Source organism: Acinetobacter sp. YK3, assembly GCF_001729365.1.
Lineage (GTDB): Bacteria > Pseudomonadota > Gammaproteobacteria > Pseudomonadales > Moraxellaceae > Acinetobacter > Acinetobacter vivianii.
Map to the genome: position 1 here is coordinate 20,288 of NZ_LZPJ01000072.1, position 16,787 is coordinate 37,074.

General features: G+C 42.8%; 13 protein-coding genes. 8 read left to right on the plus strand and 5 right to left on the minus strand.

Annotated elements, in window-relative coordinates; all coding sequences use genetic code 11:
* Nucleotides 1–326 precede the first annotated feature (326 nt).
* The 4 genes from A9Z07_RS06390 (at nt 327) to A9Z07_RS06405 (ending at nt 5,080) form a co-directional block, all read left to right on the plus strand.
* Nucleotides 327–1,223, plus strand: a complete 897-nt coding sequence (locus A9Z07_RS06390; protein WP_069577680.1) for an acetoacetate decarboxylase family protein — start codon at nt 327–329, stop codon at nt 1,221–1,223.
* A gap of 34 nt (nt 1,224–1,257) precedes the next feature.
* On the plus strand, nt 1,258–2,502 hold the full coding sequence (locus tag A9Z07_RS06395) for a saccharopine dehydrogenase family protein (RefSeq protein ID WP_069577681.1): 1,245 nt from the start codon (nt 1,258–1,260) through the stop codon (nt 2,500–2,502).
* A gap of 56 nt (nt 2,503–2,558) precedes the next feature.
* Nucleotides 2,559–4,004, plus strand: coding sequence for a coniferyl aldehyde dehydrogenase (locus A9Z07_RS06400; RefSeq protein ID WP_069577682.1), 1,446 nt, complete (start codon nt 2,559–2,561; stop codon nt 4,002–4,004).
* A gap of 89 nt (nt 4,005–4,093) precedes the next feature.
* Nucleotides 4,094–5,080 (plus strand): NAD(P)H-quinone oxidoreductase, encoded by a 987-nt coding sequence (locus A9Z07_RS06405; protein ID WP_069577683.1) that lies wholly within the window; start codon nt 4,094–4,096, stop codon nt 5,078–5,080.
* 48 nt (nt 5,081–5,128) lie between these two features.
* Here A9Z07_RS06405 and A9Z07_RS06410 read toward each other — a convergent pair whose 3' ends face one another.
* Complete coding sequence (locus A9Z07_RS06410) at nt 5,129–6,112, minus strand: NAD(P)H-dependent flavin oxidoreductase (protein WP_069577684.1); 984 nt, start codon at nt 6,110–6,112, stop codon at nt 5,129–5,131.
* Nucleotides 6,113–6,489: 377 nt separating this feature from the next.
* Between A9Z07_RS06410 and A9Z07_RS06415 the strand changes: the two genes are divergently transcribed.
* The gene (locus A9Z07_RS06415) at nt 6,490–6,792 is read left to right on the plus strand and encodes a DUF3817 domain-containing protein (RefSeq protein ID WP_004772263.1); all 303 of its coding nucleotides are present in this window, start codon (nt 6,490–6,492) and stop codon (nt 6,790–6,792) included.
* 70 nt (nt 6,793–6,862) lie between these two features.
* Here the strand turns inward: A9Z07_RS06415 and A9Z07_RS06420 are convergent, their stop codons facing one another.
* The 4 genes from A9Z07_RS06420 to A9Z07_RS06435 all read right to left on the minus strand — a co-directional run bounded on the left by A9Z07_RS06420 (nt 6,863) and on the right by A9Z07_RS06435 (nt 11,497).
* A complete protein-coding gene (locus A9Z07_RS06420; RefSeq protein WP_069577685.1) occupies nt 6,863–7,894 on the minus strand; it encodes a M20/M25/M40 family metallo-hydrolase in 1,032 nt (343 codons plus the stop codon).
* Nucleotides 7,895–8,078: 184 nt separating this feature from the next.
* A complete protein-coding gene (gene iaaH, locus A9Z07_RS06425; protein WP_069577686.1) occupies nt 8,079–9,542 on the minus strand; it encodes an indoleacetamide hydrolase in 1,464 nt (487 codons plus the stop codon).
* An 86-nt stretch (nt 9,543–9,628) separates the two neighbouring features.
* Nucleotides 9,629–10,342, minus strand: a complete 714-nt coding sequence (locus A9Z07_RS06430) for a response regulator transcription factor (protein WP_069577687.1) — start codon at nt 10,340–10,342, stop codon at nt 9,629–9,631.
* A gap of 129 nt (nt 10,343–10,471) precedes the next feature.
* The gene (locus A9Z07_RS06435; protein ID WP_069577688.1) at nt 10,472–11,497 is read right to left on the minus strand and encodes an AraC family transcriptional regulator; all 1,026 of its coding nucleotides are present in this window, start codon (nt 11,495–11,497) and stop codon (nt 10,472–10,474) included.
* A 113-nt stretch (nt 11,498–11,610) separates the two neighbouring features.
* On the opposite strand from A9Z07_RS06435, the gene A9Z07_RS06440 reads away from it, so the two are divergent.
* From A9Z07_RS06440 to A9Z07_RS06450, 3 genes are all read left to right on the plus strand, one after another.
* A complete protein-coding gene (locus A9Z07_RS06440) occupies nt 11,611–13,143 on the plus strand; it encodes a flavin-containing monooxygenase (RefSeq protein WP_069577689.1) in 1,533 nt (510 codons plus the stop codon).
* Nucleotides 13,144–13,986, plus strand: a complete 843-nt coding sequence (locus A9Z07_RS06445; RefSeq protein ID WP_069577690.1) for an SDR family NAD(P)-dependent oxidoreductase — start codon at nt 13,144–13,146, stop codon at nt 13,984–13,986.
* 313 nt (nt 13,987–14,299) lie between these two features.
* Nucleotides 14,300–16,783: a heavy metal translocating P-type ATPase gene (locus A9Z07_RS06450; RefSeq protein ID WP_069577691.1), complete on the plus strand. Its 2,484-nt coding sequence runs from the start codon at nt 14,300–14,302 to the stop codon at nt 16,781–16,783.
* The last annotated feature ends 4 nt before the right edge of the window (nt 16,784–16,787 follow it).

The following is a 16,787-nucleotide window of genomic DNA, read 5'->3' on the forward strand; positions in this document are numbered from 1 at the left end:
GCCACTCTATACTAAGATTAAAGTTCACTTTAAGGTCAACAGGTTTAGTCCCATTCTGATAATAAAAATGTAATTTTATAATTTAGAAATAAAAGAAAAAATTGGATATTAGCTATTGAAATTTAATGTTTTATTAAAGATTTAAAAATATTTGATGGTCTATTCTGTTTACATACTTTCAACGAATACAGCGCCTGTTTTTCAAAACAGAAATTTTAGGGCTTGACTTTAAAGTTAGCTTTAATCTTATAGTGATCTCAGATGACAAATGCATAGATTCTTATACAGGCATTTTGAATAACTTGATCAATTAAAGGTTAACCAATATGAACAGCAATAAACAGTTTACTGAAGTTGAGTTTGGACAACAAAAGGTTAGCGTTCCTAAAGGTGGCTACTATGACCGTTTTAGAATGAACCCGAACCTTGATGAAGTTGCTCAGGATCCTGCTGCTGGAAATATCGATTTTTTCCGTAAGATTCCAAAGAAGCTGGTCGAATCGAGAGTTGGCCCTGTCTGGGCACCTAATTTTTATTATCGCAGCAGTAGTGTGCAAGTACTCATGTTGGCACCGCTCAAACAACTCAAGAAAAAGTTACCTGCGCCTTTGCAGCCTTTACGTGCATTGCCTGGTTATGGCTTGGTAGCATTAACCTTCTTCCGCTATTCTGTTTGCGATAACGATCCGTATAACGAAGTCTCGATTGCAATTGTTGTGCGTAAACCAGAGGCGCATGGCTCACATGTTTTAGAGCTGGCCAATTCGATTCGACAACGTCATATTTATGCCCATGTATTGGCATTGCCTGTCGATACTGAGATTGCACGCGTTCGTGGCGTATATGGCTATCAACTGCCTAAATGGCTCACCGAAATTAATGTCGAGATTCATTCCGATCAAATTCATGCAAATCTGACAGATACCACAGGCAAGATCGATTTAAGCCTGACCGCAGTGACACCTACTTTACAGCATGTGAAATCTGAATCTCGAATGACTGAAGCGACGATGCTCCATCAAGTTGATGGCAAATGGCATCAAACATTGGTGCAATCTAATCCCCTTTCATTGGCACAGCAATTATTACCGAAAAAGGTCAAGTTGCTTCGTCATGGTGGGCCTTTAAGCCAGTTACTGGATGAGCTGGGAGCATCCAGAATTCTTCGTCTGGATGTGGTAGAAGATGCTCAGGTCGTGCTCAATTTACCGAAACCACTTTAAATATTAAACCACTTAAAATGAAGGAAAATAAACAATGACACAAACCAATTATGATCTTGTTGTATTCGGTGCCACCAGTTTTGTTGGGCAAATTCTGACCCGATATCTGGCAGAATATTTTTCGACCCAACAGGAACAACTGCGCTGGGCAATTGCGGGCCGCTCTCAACAAAAACTACAAGACCTTAAAAGTAGTTTAGGTACTTTGGGAGAATCTTTGCCGATCCTGATCGCCGATGCCAGCAATCAAGCTGAGCTAAACGCATTGTGCGCACAGACGCGTGTGGTGGTTTCAACGGTTGGCCCTTACGCTTTATATGGTGAACCCTTGATTCAGGCCTGTGTAACCAATGGTACAGATTATTGTGATCTGACAGGTGAAACCCAATGGATCAAAAAAATGATCGAGAAATACGAATCTCAAGCCCAGCAATCAGGCGCACGCATTGTGCATTGTTGTGGTTTTGATTCAGTTCCATCGGATATGGGGGTTTATTACTTACAGCAACAGGCTCAAAAACAGTTCAATGCACCTGCAACGCAAGTCAGTATGCGGGTCAAAACCTTAAAAGGTGGTGCATCGGGTGGCACAGTTGCGAGTCTTATTAATGTAATTCAGGAAGCTGCTGCTGACCCTGCACTACGTAAAGACCTGGTCAATCCTTATGTGCTTTGCCCGCCTGATCATGGCAATAGCCAACGACAAATTTATATTAAAACCGCGAAATTCGATCCAGATTTTAATGCATGGATTGCGCCATTCGTGATGGCAGCAGTCAATGAACGTGTTGTGCATCGTTCTAACGCGTTGTCAGGCAACGCCTATGGCAGCAACTTTAGCTATAACGAAGCCATTTTAACTGGCGAAGGTTTAAAAGGTCGTTTCAAAGCCTTAGGCGTGGTTTCTGGCTTAGGTGTCTTCATGCTCGCCGCAGTGAGTAAACCTGTGAGCCAGCTGATGGAACGTTATATGTTGCCAAAACCAGGCGAAGGTCCTACCCCAGAACAGCAGCGTACAGGACGTTTTGATTTACGTTTTATCGGCAAAACTGAAGCAGGTCAAACCCTCAAAATCAAAGTCACAGGTGATCGTGATCCAGGCTATGGCTCTACTGGAAAAATGTTGGGACAAGCTGCCTTAAGTCTTGCAATTGATCATGTTAAAGAAGATAAAAAAACGGGTCGTGCTGGTGGTTTCTGGACACCTGCAACCATGTTTGATGATCGGTTTATTCAACGTTTGACCAAGCATGCAGGCCTAGCGTTTCAACAGCTCTAAGTGTAGCCAATATCCACATGTCGGCAGCCTGTCTGCCAAAATTCATGAGGTTGAAGATGAACACATTTAACGATATCAGTCATGTGAACAATGCATCTGAAATATTGAAACAGCAACGTCAGGCTTTTCTGGCCGCGGAGCCGCCAAGTCTGGCACAACGCAAAGCCAATCTGGCGAAGCTACGCGCTGCTGTACTTGCCTATCGTACTGAATTACAAACCGCAGTCAGTGAAGATTTTGGACATCGTTCAGCACACGAAACGGATGTTATGGAACTGGTTGGGATTGTACAGTCGATTGATTATCTCTCACGTCATTTACGCCGATTCATGAAGGCTGAACGCCGTCATGTCAGCCTGTTTTATCGAGCTGCAAAAGCCCATGTTGAATATCAGCCCAAAGGCATCATTGGTGTGATGTCACCTTGGAACTATCCTATTTCATTGACGCTTATCCCGCTCGCGACTGCATTGGCAGCGGGTAATCGGGCCATGCTTAAACCTTCCGAACTGACGCCACGTACCAGTGATGTGATGCACCGTTTGCTTACAGCAACTTTTCCTATTGAGGAGGTTGCCGTGATTTTAGGTGGGCCTGAAGTTGGAGCTGCTTTCAGTGCCTTGCCTTTCGATCATTTATTATTTACAGGCAGTACGCCTGTCGGTCGTAAAGTGATGAAGGCTGCCAGTGATCACCTTGTCCCGCTGACGCTTGAGCTCGGTGGTAAAAGTCCGGTGATTGTTGCCCGTGGACATGTAAATCGTCGAACCATGACCAGTATTGCCTATGGAAAACTATCCAATAGCGGACAGACATGTGTTGCGCCTGATTATGCATTGATCCATGAAGATGATCTAGAAGACTTTATCCAGCAGTTTAATGAGACGGTAACACGTTTTTATCCAGATGGGCCAGATTGTCAGGATTACAGTTCTATCGTGAGTGAACGTCACTATGCACGTTTGCAAGGCTTGCTGGATGAGGCTCGTAAGCGCGGTGCCCGTGTGCTTGAAATGGGAACAAAACCCGAATCAGCTTCGGAGCGTATTCGTACCCTAGCCCCTACTTTGGTGGTTGGTGCACGGGATGATGATGCCATTATGCAAGAAGAAATCTTTGGGCCAATACTACCCGTAAGAACCTATCGTCATATCGATGAAGTGATTGACTATATTAATCAGCGGGATCGCCCACTCGCCCTATATTATTTTGGTGAAAAAGATTCGGATTGTAAAAAATTGCTGAGACGAACCACATCTGGCAATGTCGGTATCAACAATACCATCATTCATGTTGCTCAAGATGACTTGCCATTTGGCGGTGTCGGACCAAGCGGTATGGGCGCTTATCATGGCATTGAAGGATTCCGCTCCATGAGTCATGCCAAAGGTGTTTTTGATCAAGGACGCTGGAATTTTCCAAGCCTGTTACATGCCCCGTTTGGCAAATTTATGGAACTGGCACTCGCCGTCACATTAGGCAAGAAAAAATCTGATGTTTAATTGAACTCCATGCAGTGGCAGTTTTCTATTCTCATTCTACCGCTGCGATTTTACGCAAATTTATAAAATATCGAATAAGGTACAGTCTCATGAAATGTATTACGTTTAACGGTGCGGGTGGCCCGGAAGTCATTACGGTCAGTGAAAGACCTATGCCGGAATTGAGTGATGAAGGAATATTAATCGAAGTGGTTGCCGCTGGTATCAATGGCCCAGATGTGATGCAACGTCAGGGCTTATATGCCCCTCCACCTGGTGTGACCGATATTCCAGGACTGGAGGTTTCAGGCATTGTGAAACAGGTGGGGAAATCTGTCAGCAAATTTAAAGCGGGTGACGAAGTGTGTGCTCTCGTCCCTGGCGGTGGCTATGCTGAATACGTTGTCGCTCATCAGGATAATGTTCTTTTTATTCCCGAAGGACTGACTTTGGTGGAAGGCGGTATTTTACTTGAAACCTTTATGACAGTTTGGTCGCATTTATTCCAGCATGCTAAATTCCGCCCGAATAGTTCGATTTTAATTCATGGCGGTACTTCTGGTATTGGCACGACAGCAACCATGTTGACCCGAGCATTTGGCGCCACACAAATTTTTACTACGGTCTCTAGTGAAGCCCATCAAAAAGCCAGTCTGGAACTTGGTGCGGATGTTGCCATTAATTATCACGAAAATGACTTTGTTGAAGAAGTCAAAAAACATACTGATGGTCAAGGTGTAGACTTCGTACTGGACATTATTGCGGGTGATTATATTCAGCGAAATTATGACGTTGCCGCGATGAATGGCACCATTTTACAAATTGGTGTATTAAAAGGTCTCGCGCAGAACCTTAATATTTTTCCGATGTTAGCAAAACGCCTCACGCATACAGGCGCGACTTTACGCTCACAATCATCCGAAGCCAAAGCGGAAGTCATGTCTGCCTTGCAGGAAAAAGTTTGGCCTTTAATTTCCAAAGGACAAATCAAGCCTTTGCTTTATCAATCTTTTGATTTGGAACAGGCTCGTCAGGCCCATGAACTCTTAAATCAGGGACAACATGTCGGCAAGCTGGCATTAATCGTGAAAAAATAATCTGGTTTTGAAAAGAGCTAAAAGTATTACTTTTAGCTCTTTCTTTAATTAAATATTATTCAGCATTAAACGTTGTTTAGCTGCACGATATTCTCTTTCAAGACGATCAACCAGCTCGGCAACAGATGTGGTTGCTTTCACCGCATTTAGACCTTGCCCACATCCCCATATATCTCGCCATGCTTTCACTTTATGCTGTGTGCCATCTTCACTAGAAGTACTAAAATCCATGTCCTTCAAATTACCTTCGGGCAAATTGGCTGGATCAAGCCCTGCTGCACGAATACTTGGTGCTAAATAGTTGCCATGTACGCCAGTAAATAAATTGGAATAGACAATTTCATCTGAATTATGATCAACGATGGCCTGCTTATAAGCATCTGTTGCATTGGCTTCATGAGTTGCGATAAATGCAGAGCCAATATAACCAAAATCAGCGCCCATCGCTTGCGCTGCCAAAATGGCATCCCCTGTAGAAATTGCCCCCGATAAGGCTAAAGGCCCATCAAACCATTCTCGGATTTCCTGAATTAATGGAAATGGGCTCTTTACGCCTGCATGTCCACCTGCACCTGCAGCTACTGCAATTAAGCCATCAGCACCTTTCTCTATGGCTTTTTGGGCAAAGCGATTATTAATCACATCATGCAAGACTACGCCACCATAACTATGCGTTGCATCATTAATTTCAGTTCGAGCGCCCAAAGAGGTAATTACAATCGGAACTTTATATTTAACAATCAGTTCCATGTCATGTTCGAGACGATTATTACTTTTATGCACAATCTGGTTAATTGCAAATGGCGCTGCGGGACGGTCTGGGTGTAAGGCATTATGTTCTCCAATTCCGTCTGTAATTTCTTTTAACCATTCCTCCAGCTTTTCTGCTGGACGTGCATTTAGCGCAGGCATTGAGCCAACGATTCCAGCTTTACATTGTGCAAGCACCAGTTGAGGTGTGCTAATGATAAATAATGGAGATCCAATAACAGGAAGTCTTAAGTGCTTGAGTACTTCTGGAATGTTTGACATGAAATATGCCCTTTTTAAGATAAATTTTTATTTCAATACGTTCATCAAGCCATTTAAATTATCAACGCCTGATTGTTGCTTCACCTGATCATATCGGGACAATTATTTTTATGCAACAAGTTGCATAACATCAATCCATGAAAGAATTTTATGAATCATATTTACATACTAGAAAATTACATAAGGTATTGAAATTGATTGTATAAAAATAAGGATATCAACCAGTCCGCTTAAAATTTATCACTTAGCTGAATAGAATTAATTGCTTAAATATACTTATCTTTCAAGTCTGTTACCCAGTCTCTCAAGGTGATGAGCGATAAAGATGATATGCTTCAGTCATTTTTATGGTTTTATTAATCTCCTGAGACGACGTTATGAGTGCTACCACCCAAAAATTGCAACGTTTACGTTTGGCTTCCATCCTTGAGGCTGTGACTTTATTACTTCTATTTGCCGTTGCGATTCCTGTTAAATACGCATTTGACCTGCCTGTTGCCACCAAAATTATGGGGCCAATCCATGGCGTAGCATTTCTTTTCTATTTGTGGAATTTGATCAGCACGGCTGCGGTATGGTCAAAAGCTGAATTGCTCCGATTATTTATTCTGGCGTTTATTCCTTTTGGTGGCTTCTTTAACGAGAAATATATCGCTCAGCGACAAGCCAAGCTTAAATAGAAATACAAAGATTTATATAAAAAAGGAAATCACGCGATTTCCTTTTTTATTGCGTACAACACGCTCAAATTTAATTTTTATCGAGTGATTTCAATAAATGAATGACGGCATCACCTGCCAGTTGCATTGACTTTGGATCAACCTGTTCAATGGTGTCACATGCTTTGTGATAGCACGGCGCGAACTCAAGCTCGTCCCCTTTCATTTGTTCATTAAACAAGATGACAGCAGTCACTGGAACTTTACCTAAAAACGGAGCCGTATCGCTTGCGGTTAAGGTGGAGACATCTTCTTTAATTTTTAGATTTTTAGTTTTAAAAAATTCTTTGAGCATATTCTCTAAGGCTAAGTCACCTTTATGGCTTGGAAGACTGCGTAAACCATCGAGTAAAGGCTTATAGTCCTGTTCCTGCATGCCGCGTTCTTTTAAGATTTTTTCCATCTCGTCTACAGATGATTTATCACCATCTGCAATCAAGATTTCAGGGTCTTTGGTGCCAACCATATCCAAGTTGATATAGGCTTTAATCGCTTTTAATTGCTCAGCAGTCAGTTTTTCCACATAAGCTTGAGAGCCTGCGATTCCCTCTTCTTCTGAATCCCAGAACGCCAGATAAACAGTATGTTTAGGCTTTATTTTTTGAGTCGACAATTGTGTCATCAACTCAAGTAATAAGGCGACACCAGAAGCATTGTCATTTATACCAGGTCCCATTTTGACCGAGTCATAATGCGCCCCCAGTAAAATAATATTTTGTTTTGAGTCACCTGGAATCTCCACAATAATATTCTGGCCTTTAGTCTTTTCACGATTTTCAAAAGTCTGAACCTCTGTACTAAAACCTGCTTTCTTGGCTTGATCTAAAATGTAATCTGCACTCGCTAAACCGCCTTGTGTGCCCACTGCACGATTGCCATCATGCTGTTTGGCAATTTGTTCAAAAGCATGTAGGTGCGTCATCATCTGTGCTGCATCCAGTTTTAAATCAGCTTGACTCACATCTTCAGTTTTTTCTTTGGAATGTTGCTCGTTTTTTTGACAGCCACTAATTGCAAATAGGCTACTTAAAATACATACACCTAAAATTTTCTTTAAAAACATAAAATAAACTTAAACCAATTTTTTTATAAAGTTAGTCTAATACTAGTTTTGCACCTGTAGATTTGCCATTTCAATTTGTATCCTTTTCACTTATCAATTGAGCCACAACGCTATCAGTGCTTATTTTCAGTAATACAAAACCCGTCTTCAATTAAACGGGCGAAGTACTAAAAATAAAGTTATGTTAGCGATCATTTAAGCTGCAAAAAATCTGTTCCAGCGCTTGTCCAATTGCCAGAATTTGCTGATCCGTATGAGGTAAGCCATCGATTTCAAGTGCCACAGGAAGTTGTGATTTTTTCCCTCGACCAATGGGTAAACTAAGCCCCGGCAAGCCAATATTACTGCCCGGATCGGTATTACGAATCAGTCTTTGGAAATGTTCAATAGAGCTAACCTGCTCATCCGCAAGCGGTGCCACAATCGGCGAGGTTGGAAAAATCAAAGCATCAAGTTGATGATTCTCAAAGGTAGTTTGATAGAGCGCTAGCAGTTGTGGCTGAGCTTCCTGAATCGCCTTTTGATACAAAGGTTGAACGGGTACAGATTGTCCCGTTTCGTTCATGATCATTTCAGGTAATATATTTTGTTGGAAAATATGTTTTACATCTGGACTGGAAATCTGCTCGACCAAAGCTTCCAGACTCAGTTCGATCTCATGATGTTTTAAATACGCAATCAGGTCATATTTACCTTCATAAATCACCAAAGGAAATGAAATACTGTGGTTGAGCTGAGCCAAATCTGGCATATCCACGGGAATAATTTCGATAGCTGCGGTTTTTAACAGTTGTAGCGCTGTATGTGCCTGTTCATGGACATCTTCATCCAGATTCTCCCAAAAATAGGCATTGATTCCGAGTCTGATTGGTCGTGTAGGCAATGCAATAGGCTGAGCTAATGGTGCAATTAACTGATCAATCAAAATAATATCAGCCATACAATGCGCCATAGGCCCTGCTGTATCACGTGTATGCGAAATCGGGGTGATATCTGCTTGAGCATAGCGTCCAACTGTTGGACGGAAGCCAACACAACCATTTAAGGCACTCGGTAATCGGACAGATGCGCCTGTATCGGTTCCGATGGCAATTGGCACCATTCCTGCGGCAACTGCAACGGCACTGCCAGAAGAAGAACCGCCTGCAATATGTAAAGCATTAACTGCATTCCGTGTGCCAATCACACCGTCGATATGCATTACGGTGTTATAACCTGTCACACCAAATGCCAATTCATGCATATGGGCTTTACCAACAATAATCGCCCCTTGATCAATCAGGGCCTGAATCACTGGTGCTGTGGTTTTGGGTCTGAAATCTGCTAAGGCTGGTGTTCCCGCTGTATTCGGAAAACCTGCGACATGAATATTATCCTTTACGGCAAGCAAGACCCCGATCAAGGCAGGACAAGCATGACCCTCACGGATTGATTGATCCCAAAATTGTGCTTGCTGAATAGCTGCTGCTTTATCCGTCTGAATAAAAGCATTTAAGGCTTGCTGCTTTTCAATGTTGTCAAAATAGTGGTGGACGAGTTGTTCGCAAGTGACTTTCCGCTCTTGTACCAGACGGGTAATTTCGCCAATGGTGGCTTTATTCAGGTGAATGATTTGATCCGAATTTACTTTTTCATTCATGTTTAGCATAGTGACTTAAAATCCATTTAAGTAATTGTTTTGCTAATTTAGTACAGTTGTAAATTCAGTGGATATCCTCAAAATTGAGGAGTGAATTAACAATAGATGAGTCGCGCCATTTCGGTACGATTATGGCAACCCATTTTTTGCATGGCGTTTTTAAGATGCGTCCTGACCGTGGTGAAGCCAATATCCAGTAAGTTGGCAACGTATTTATCGCTTAATCCTTTCGCCACTAACATTGCAACCTCCTGCTCGCGTGGAGTTAAAAAATATTGGATAGATAAATCCATTGCTAAGGCTTGGGTCAGATAAGGTTCCAGTAAATTGAGGATCCTTTTCTCCCGCTCATTGAACATGATTGAATCTTTGGCACGCCAGATACGTAGGTCTCCGATATCCATGCCATTTCGAACAAAATAAACATTTAGACCGTGATACAAACCATAAGGTTTTAAAAATTCATTGTAATAATCCGTTTTCTTGAGCGCGGAAAGAGAAATGATTTCATGAACAAAGGTTGGATGTTGTCGCTGTCGAAGTTGGGCTGTGATCGGATCATCATATTGCCAGATTTGGTCATATTCTGTGATGGCTTTGGGATCAATCTGCCACATGATGCCTTTTCTGGATAAATGATGTTTAGCATCCCATATATAAGATGCTGCAAAATCAGCACGTAACAAGGTTGCAATATCTGCAATGATCGTTTCGCGTAAGCTTTTCTGTCCTTTTTGCGCGCCTAATTTCCAAAGTATTTCGGAAAAAAGCGTAAACTCCGATGGACTTAAATCGTGTTCTAAGAGCATAGGCCGACCGTTTTATTAAAAATGACGCATAAAAATATTTTTGTTATCCAGATTTAAATCTAAACTGATTCCATTCAGCAGGCTGAAAAAACAACCAACTCCTTTTATAGATCAATCCCCTGTAAATTTCTATACTTTATTTTTTAGTCGGGTCGCATGCGGGGTTTTACCATACCAGCGTTTGTAGGCATGAATGAAACTGGCTGGCTCTGCATAGCCTAACCATTCAGAAATTTGCTCAATGGAGGTTTGGGTTAAAGACAAATAATAGTCTGCAAGAATTTTTCGAACCTCTTCCCTGATCTGGAGAAATGTCATCTGCTCTTGAGCCAAATAACGGCGCAAGGTACGTGAGTTTAAGTGCAATCGATCCGCAACTTCCTCCATAGACGGGATTTGCCCTTTACTATTCATCAATACTTGCTGAACCTGATGGGTATATTTCTTTTGTGATTGTCGTTTATCCAGCGTCTGTCGACATTGTTCTTCTGCAGCATGTAACACCAGTTCATTGGCCATACTCAGCTTCTGATCTATTTTTTCTGCGTTTAGGACAATAAGGTTTTTTGATCCGCCAAATTCAGGGGTAACACCAAATAGCGCGGTATAAGGCTGCATTTCTCCCCGAAGCGGAAAAGAAAATACTACTTTTTGACAGAGATGAGCCCGCATCAAATCGCGTTGCACGGTAATGAGTGCGGCCACATCTCGTTCAATAATAAATGGCCATAACGTTTTTGGAATCCCTTCATCCACCACAATTTCAATTTGAACACTCTGGGTCTCGGCTTGTTCCGATACAACAAACTGGCTAAAAGCAAAGGATAAGGGAAAGTAGGCCAATGCAAAGTTCAAAGCTTCACGAATATTGGCACTACTGATCAAAGCCAGTCCTAAAGAGCCAAAAGTCGTAAAGTGATAACGTGTTCCGATTTCCAGCCCTAGCAAAGGCCGTTGCTCGAATTTCTCTACCAGATTGCGGATCAGTTGTAATTCTTGCTGGCCTGTCACCAGCGTATTGGGATCAAGTAATTGCTGTTGTTCTAAGCCTGTTCCTTTCAGAATCTGCTGATGGCTGACCCCAAACTCTGCGGCAAAATCAGCCATCAGGCGAACACTATGAATACTTCGTTCGTAGGTCCATAAGTACTTCAAGCGTCTTCTCCATGTCCGCTAATCACAATATTTTGTCCTCATCCATCCTCTAAATCAATGTATGAAACGATTATTCTGCATGTAATACATGATAATTTTCACTTGAGTCAGTTATGTTTAAACAACAATTATCTTCAAATAAAAATATTCGTATCGCCATTATCGGCACAGGCTTTGGCGGATTGGGGCTGGCTATTCAGCTCAAACTTGCTGGATTTGAACAATTTACTTTGTTTGAAAAAGCCAATGATGTCGGTGGTGTCTGGCGTGACAATACCTATCCCGGTGCAACCTGTGACGTGCCTTCTCATCTATATTCCTTTTCTTTTGAGCAGGAACTGGGCTGGAAAAACCGTTATGGCTCATCACAAGAAATTCATCAATACTTAAAACATTGCACAGAAAAATATCAACTGTACCCGCATATCCAGTTTAATACTGAAATTGCCAGTGCTGATTTTGATGCGACTCAAGGTGTTTGGCAGATCCAGAGTTTAACGGGAGAAAAATTTGAGGCGGAATTTCTGATTGCTGCGGTGGGTCAGCTCAACCGCCCTGCGTATCCGAAAATTAAAGGTCTGGATACGTTCAAAGGCAAAGCTTTCCATTCGGCGCGCTGGGATCATAACGAGGAGCTGAATAATAAGCGTGTGGCAGTCATTGGCACGGGTGCCAGTGCGATCCAGTTTGTACCAGAGATCGTCAAGCAAGTGGCGCATTTAGATATTTATCAACGCTCTGCTCCTTATGTCATTCCAAAACCAGACCGTGTTTATTCAAAACTGGAACGAAAAGCATTTCAAAAACTTCCCATTTTGCAAAGCCTTGATCGCGTATTTCAATATAGCTATAACGAGATCCGCCTCAAAAGCTTCACTACAACCTTAAATGAGATTCCATTAGCCGAATATATTTTCCAGCGACATATCCGTGAAGAAATTAAAGATCCGCATTTTCGTCATCGTCTGATGCCTGATTATCCGATTGGCTGTAAACGAATTCTGATTTCAAACCATTGGTACCGTAGTCTGGTTTGTCCGAATGTCGAGGTCATCAATACCGCAATTCAGGAAGTCACTGAAAATGGTATTGTCGATAAAGATGGCAAATTACGCGAAGTAGATACTATTATTTATGGAACAGGATTTGCCGCAACCGAGTTTATGGCACCCATGCAAATCACAGGACTCAAAGGTAAAAAATTAAAAGACCAATGGGCCGATGGTGCTGAAGCTTATTTAGGCTTAACGGTGAATGGCTTCCCGAATTTCTTTATGTTGTATGGTCCAAACACCAATCTTGGTCATAACTCAATCGTCTATATGATTGAAAGTCAGGTGAACTATATTCTGGATGCAATTCAGGCACATATTCGCAATCAGCTTTGCTATACAGATATTAAGGCTGAAATCCAGACACAGTTTAATCAGGAAATTCAGGAACGGATGAAATCAACCATGTGGTCGCAAGGTTGTACCAGCTGGTATCAAACTGCGACAGGAAAAAATACCAATAACTGGCCGGGCTTCACATTGGAATATCGTCAGCGTACCCGTCGCTTTGATCTGGAAAATTATCATCAGGTCGCAAAGTCAGCTCATACTCATGTTCAGCCACAACTTTTAGAACAACAAATGGCGGTTTAAATGAAAACATTTCATAACAAGGTCGCAGCCATTACAGGCGCTGGTTCAGGGATTGGTCAAGCACTTGCAGTCGCGTTGGCAAAACAAGGCTGCCATCTGGCTTTATCTGATGTAAATGAACTAGGTCTAGCCAAGACACAGAATCTATTAAAAAAATATCCAGTCAAAGTCAGCACACAGGTGGTCGATGTCGCTAATCGACAAGAAATGGCAGATTGGGCTAAAACGATTGCTGAACAGTATCAGCAGGTCAACCTGATCTTTAATAATGCGGGTGTGGCTATGGGCAGTACCGCGGAAGGTGTTAGCTATGATGATCTTGAGTGGCTGATCGGGATTAATTTCTGGGGTGTCGTCTACGGCACCAAAGAGTTCCTGCCTTACCTGAAACAGAGTGGTGACGGTCATATCATCAATATTTCAAGCATGTTTGGCTTGACTGCGCAACCAACGCAAAGTGCTTATAATGCCAGTAAGTTCGCAGTTCGGGGCTTTACCGAGTCTTTGCGGCAAGAACTGGATATACAAGGTTCAGGTGTCAGTGCAACGTGTGTGCATCCCGGCGGGATTCGCACCAATATTGTTAAAGCTGCTCGTATTAATAATAGTGTCGAAATTTTAGGGCTAGACCCAGCAAACAGTCAGGCTGCTTTTGACAAAATATTGAGAACATCCGCCGATGAAGCCGCAAAACAGATCCTGACAGCCGTGCGCAAAAATAAACGACGTTTATTGATCGGTGCTGATGCAAAAGCAGTTGATATCTTGCAACGAATTTTGCCACAGGGATATCAAAAGATTTTTGCGACAGCCTCTACCCTACAAGCTCGATTCTTCTCATAAATAAAATATGTATGGTGATCGGCCATTCGCTGGGGGTATGAATGGTCGATCATTGAGATCAAAAACTGTATTTCAATCATTTTTCTTTAGATGCTTTAATTCATAGCCCAATATCGCACATCAATCATTCTAATTAAAAAACATATATTTCCATTCAAAGGCCATTCATTTTGCTTTTTTAAAATGCGATGAAAATAATAAATTTGACGAGCTAAACAGATATAGCTTAAAAATTGAAAATCCCCTCTTGACCTTCCCATAATGTTAAGGTCTATGCTTTAAGCAATCAGAATTAGCTCTATAGGTCTTACTTATGGAAACCCAAACAAATACAGAGACTAAAAATATAAAAGTTTCACTTCAAGTTGAAGGAATGACCTGCGCCAGTTGTGTCGGTCGTGTCGAAACTGCCTTAAAAAAAGTTGAAGGCGTACAATCCGCCTCCGTGAATTTAGCCACTGAACGTGCAGATATCACCTTGGCTAAACCGATAGATCGACAAGTACTGATTCAGGCAATTGAGCGAACGGGTTATGACGTCCCTGCCAATACAGTAGAGCTTTCTATTGAGGGGATGACCTGTGCTTCGTGTGTGAGTCGGGTTGAAAAAGCATTGAATTCTGTAGCAGGCGTAAAAACAGCCAATGTCAATCTCGCTACAGAACGTGCGACCGTAAATGGTACAGCCAGTATTGAAAGCCTCATCGCAGCGATTGATAAAGCGGGTTACGATGCCAAAGAAATTCAAGCGGCGGCTCCAGATCAAACAGAACAACTTGAGAAGAAAGATCAGGAAAGAGCTAAACTCAAACGAGACCTGATCCTTGCCACGATTCTGGCCTTACCTGTGTTTATTCTGGAAATGGGTTCTCACCTGATTCCGGGCGTTCATCATCTGATTGAACACAGCATTGGGATTCAAAACAGCTGGTACTTACAATTCGTTTTAACCACTTTAGTCCTGATTATTCCGGGTCGACGTTTTTATAGTAAAGGTATTCCTGCCTTATTCCGTTTAGCACCCGATATGAATTCTTTGGTGGCAGTCGGGACTTTAGCTGCTTATCTCTTCTCACTGGTCGCTACCTTTACACCGACGCTACTGCCAGCAGGAACTGTCAATGTTTACTATGAAGCAGCAGCCGTTATTGTGGCTTTAATCCTGTTAGGACGGTTTCTTGAAGCCAAAGCCAAAGGCCGAACTTCGGAAGCAATTCAACGTTTGGTTAGCTTACAGGCAAAAGTGGCCCATGTTTCACGCGATGGTCAAATCATAGACATTCCAATCGATCAAGTGGTTGCGGGTGACGTAGTGATGGTGAAACCTGGTGAACGAATCCCTGTCGATGGTGAGGTGGTTGAAGGTCAAAGCTTCGTTGATGAATCCATGATTACAGGCGAGCCTATTCCTGTTGAGAAGAATATTGGCCGTCAGGTGGTGGGTGGAACCATTAACCAAAATGGCAACTTGAGTTTTAAAGCGCTGGCTGTGGGTGGCGACACTATGCTTGCGCAAATTATCCGTCTGGTTGAGCAAGCGCAAGGCTCTAAAATGCCGATTCAGGCGGTGGTGGATAAAGTGACGTTATGGTTTGTGCCTGCCGTCATGTTGGCTGCCCTACTGACTTTCCTCGTCTGGCTGATTTTTGGGCCATCACCTGCTTTAACTTTCGCCTTGGTCAATGCTGTTGCGGTACTGATTATCGCATGTCCATGTGCAATGGGATTGGCAACACCTACTTCGATTATGGTCGGTACAGGCCGTGGCGCAGAGTTAGGTGTATTGTTCCGTAAAGGCGAAGCTTTACAACTGCTAAAAGATGCTCAAGTGGTTGCGGTGGATAAAACGGGAACATTAACCGAAGGTCATCCTGTACTGACAGATTTTGAAGTGACTCACTCTTTTCAACGTGATGAGGTGTTGAGTCTGGTTGCGGCTGTTGAAGCGCGCTCAGAGCATCCGATTGCTAAAGCCATTGTCGATGCAGCGAAATTGCAACAACTCGGACTTCCGCAAGTTGAGCGGTTTGAGTCAGTGACAGGTATGGGTGTTGACGCCAGCGTAAATGGTCAGGCCATTCAGATTGGTGCAGATCGCTATATGACTCAAATGGGTATTGATGTTGCACCTTTTGCGGCTACAGCACAACGTTTAGGTGATGAAGGCAAATCGCCACTCTATGTTGCCATTGATGGCGCACTTGCTGGAATTATCGCTGTCGCAGATCCGATTAAAGAGTCAACACCAGCAGCCATTCAGGCATTACATCAGCTCGGTTTAAAAGTGGCCATGATTACGGGTGACAATGCGCGTACGGCCCATGCGATTGCCAAACAACTGGGCATCGACGAAGTGATTGCAGAAGTTCTACCTGAAGGCAAAGTCAAAGCAATACAACAGTTAAAAGCAAAATATGGCAATATTGCCTTTGTCGGTGATGGTATTAATGATGCCCCTGCGCTAGCAGAAGCGGATGTAGGTCTTGCCATTGGTACGGGCACAGATGTTGCGATTGAGTCTGCGGATGTGGTGTTGATGTCAGGCAATCTGCAAGGTGTAGCCAATGCCATTGCTTTATCAAAAGCGACGATTGGCAATATTCACCAGAACCTGTTTTGGGCCTTTGCTTACAATACCCTGTTGATTCCTGTGGCTGCAGGGCTACTCTATCCAGCCTATGGTATCCTGATGTCACCTATCTTTGCAGCGGGTGCGATGGCACTATCTAGTGTCTTTGTGCTGGGTAATGCATTGCGCTTACGTCGTTTCCAGCCACCATCTACACGCAGTAGCTAATGGA

What these genes read in the sequence shown, in the direction of transcription:
- A9Z07_RS06390 (WP_069577680.1), top strand. Translation starts at nt 327, where the DNA reads ATGAACAGCAATAAACAGTTTACTGAAGTTGAGTTTGGACAACAAAAG.
- A9Z07_RS06395 (WP_069577681.1), top strand. Translation starts at nt 1,258, where the DNA reads ATGACACAAACCAATTATGATCTTGTTGTATTCGGTGCCACCAGTTTT.
- A9Z07_RS06400 (WP_069577682.1), top strand. Translation starts at nt 2,559, where the DNA reads ATGAACACATTTAACGATATCAGTCATGTGAACAATGCATCTGAAATA.
- A9Z07_RS06405 (WP_069577683.1), top strand. Translation starts at nt 4,094, where the DNA reads ATGAAATGTATTACGTTTAACGGTGCGGGTGGCCCGGAAGTCATTACG.
- A9Z07_RS06410 (WP_069577684.1), bottom strand. Translation starts at nt 6,112, where the DNA reads ATGTCAAACATTCCAGAAGTACTCAAGCACTTAAGACTTCCTGTTATT.
- A9Z07_RS06415 (WP_004772263.1), top strand. Translation starts at nt 6,490, where the DNA reads ATGAGTGCTACCACCCAAAAATTGCAACGTTTACGTTTGGCTTCCATC.
- A9Z07_RS06420 (WP_069577685.1), bottom strand. Translation starts at nt 7,894, where the DNA reads ATGTTTTTAAAGAAAATTTTAGGTGTATGTATTTTAAGTAGCCTATTT.
- iaaH (WP_069577686.1), bottom strand. Translation starts at nt 9,542, where the DNA reads ATGCTAAACATGAATGAAAAAGTAAATTCGGATCAAATCATTCACCTG.
- A9Z07_RS06430 (WP_069577687.1), bottom strand. Translation starts at nt 10,342, where the DNA reads ATGCTCTTAGAACACGATTTAAGTCCATCGGAGTTTACGCTTTTTTCC.
- A9Z07_RS06440 (WP_069577689.1), top strand. Translation starts at nt 11,611, where the DNA reads ATGTTTAAACAACAATTATCTTCAAATAAAAATATTCGTATCGCCATT.
- A9Z07_RS06445 (WP_069577690.1), top strand. Translation starts at nt 13,144, where the DNA reads ATGAAAACATTTCATAACAAGGTCGCAGCCATTACAGGCGCTGGTTCA.
- A9Z07_RS06450 (WP_069577691.1), top strand. Translation starts at nt 14,300, where the DNA reads ATGGAAACCCAAACAAATACAGAGACTAAAAATATAAAAGTTTCACTT.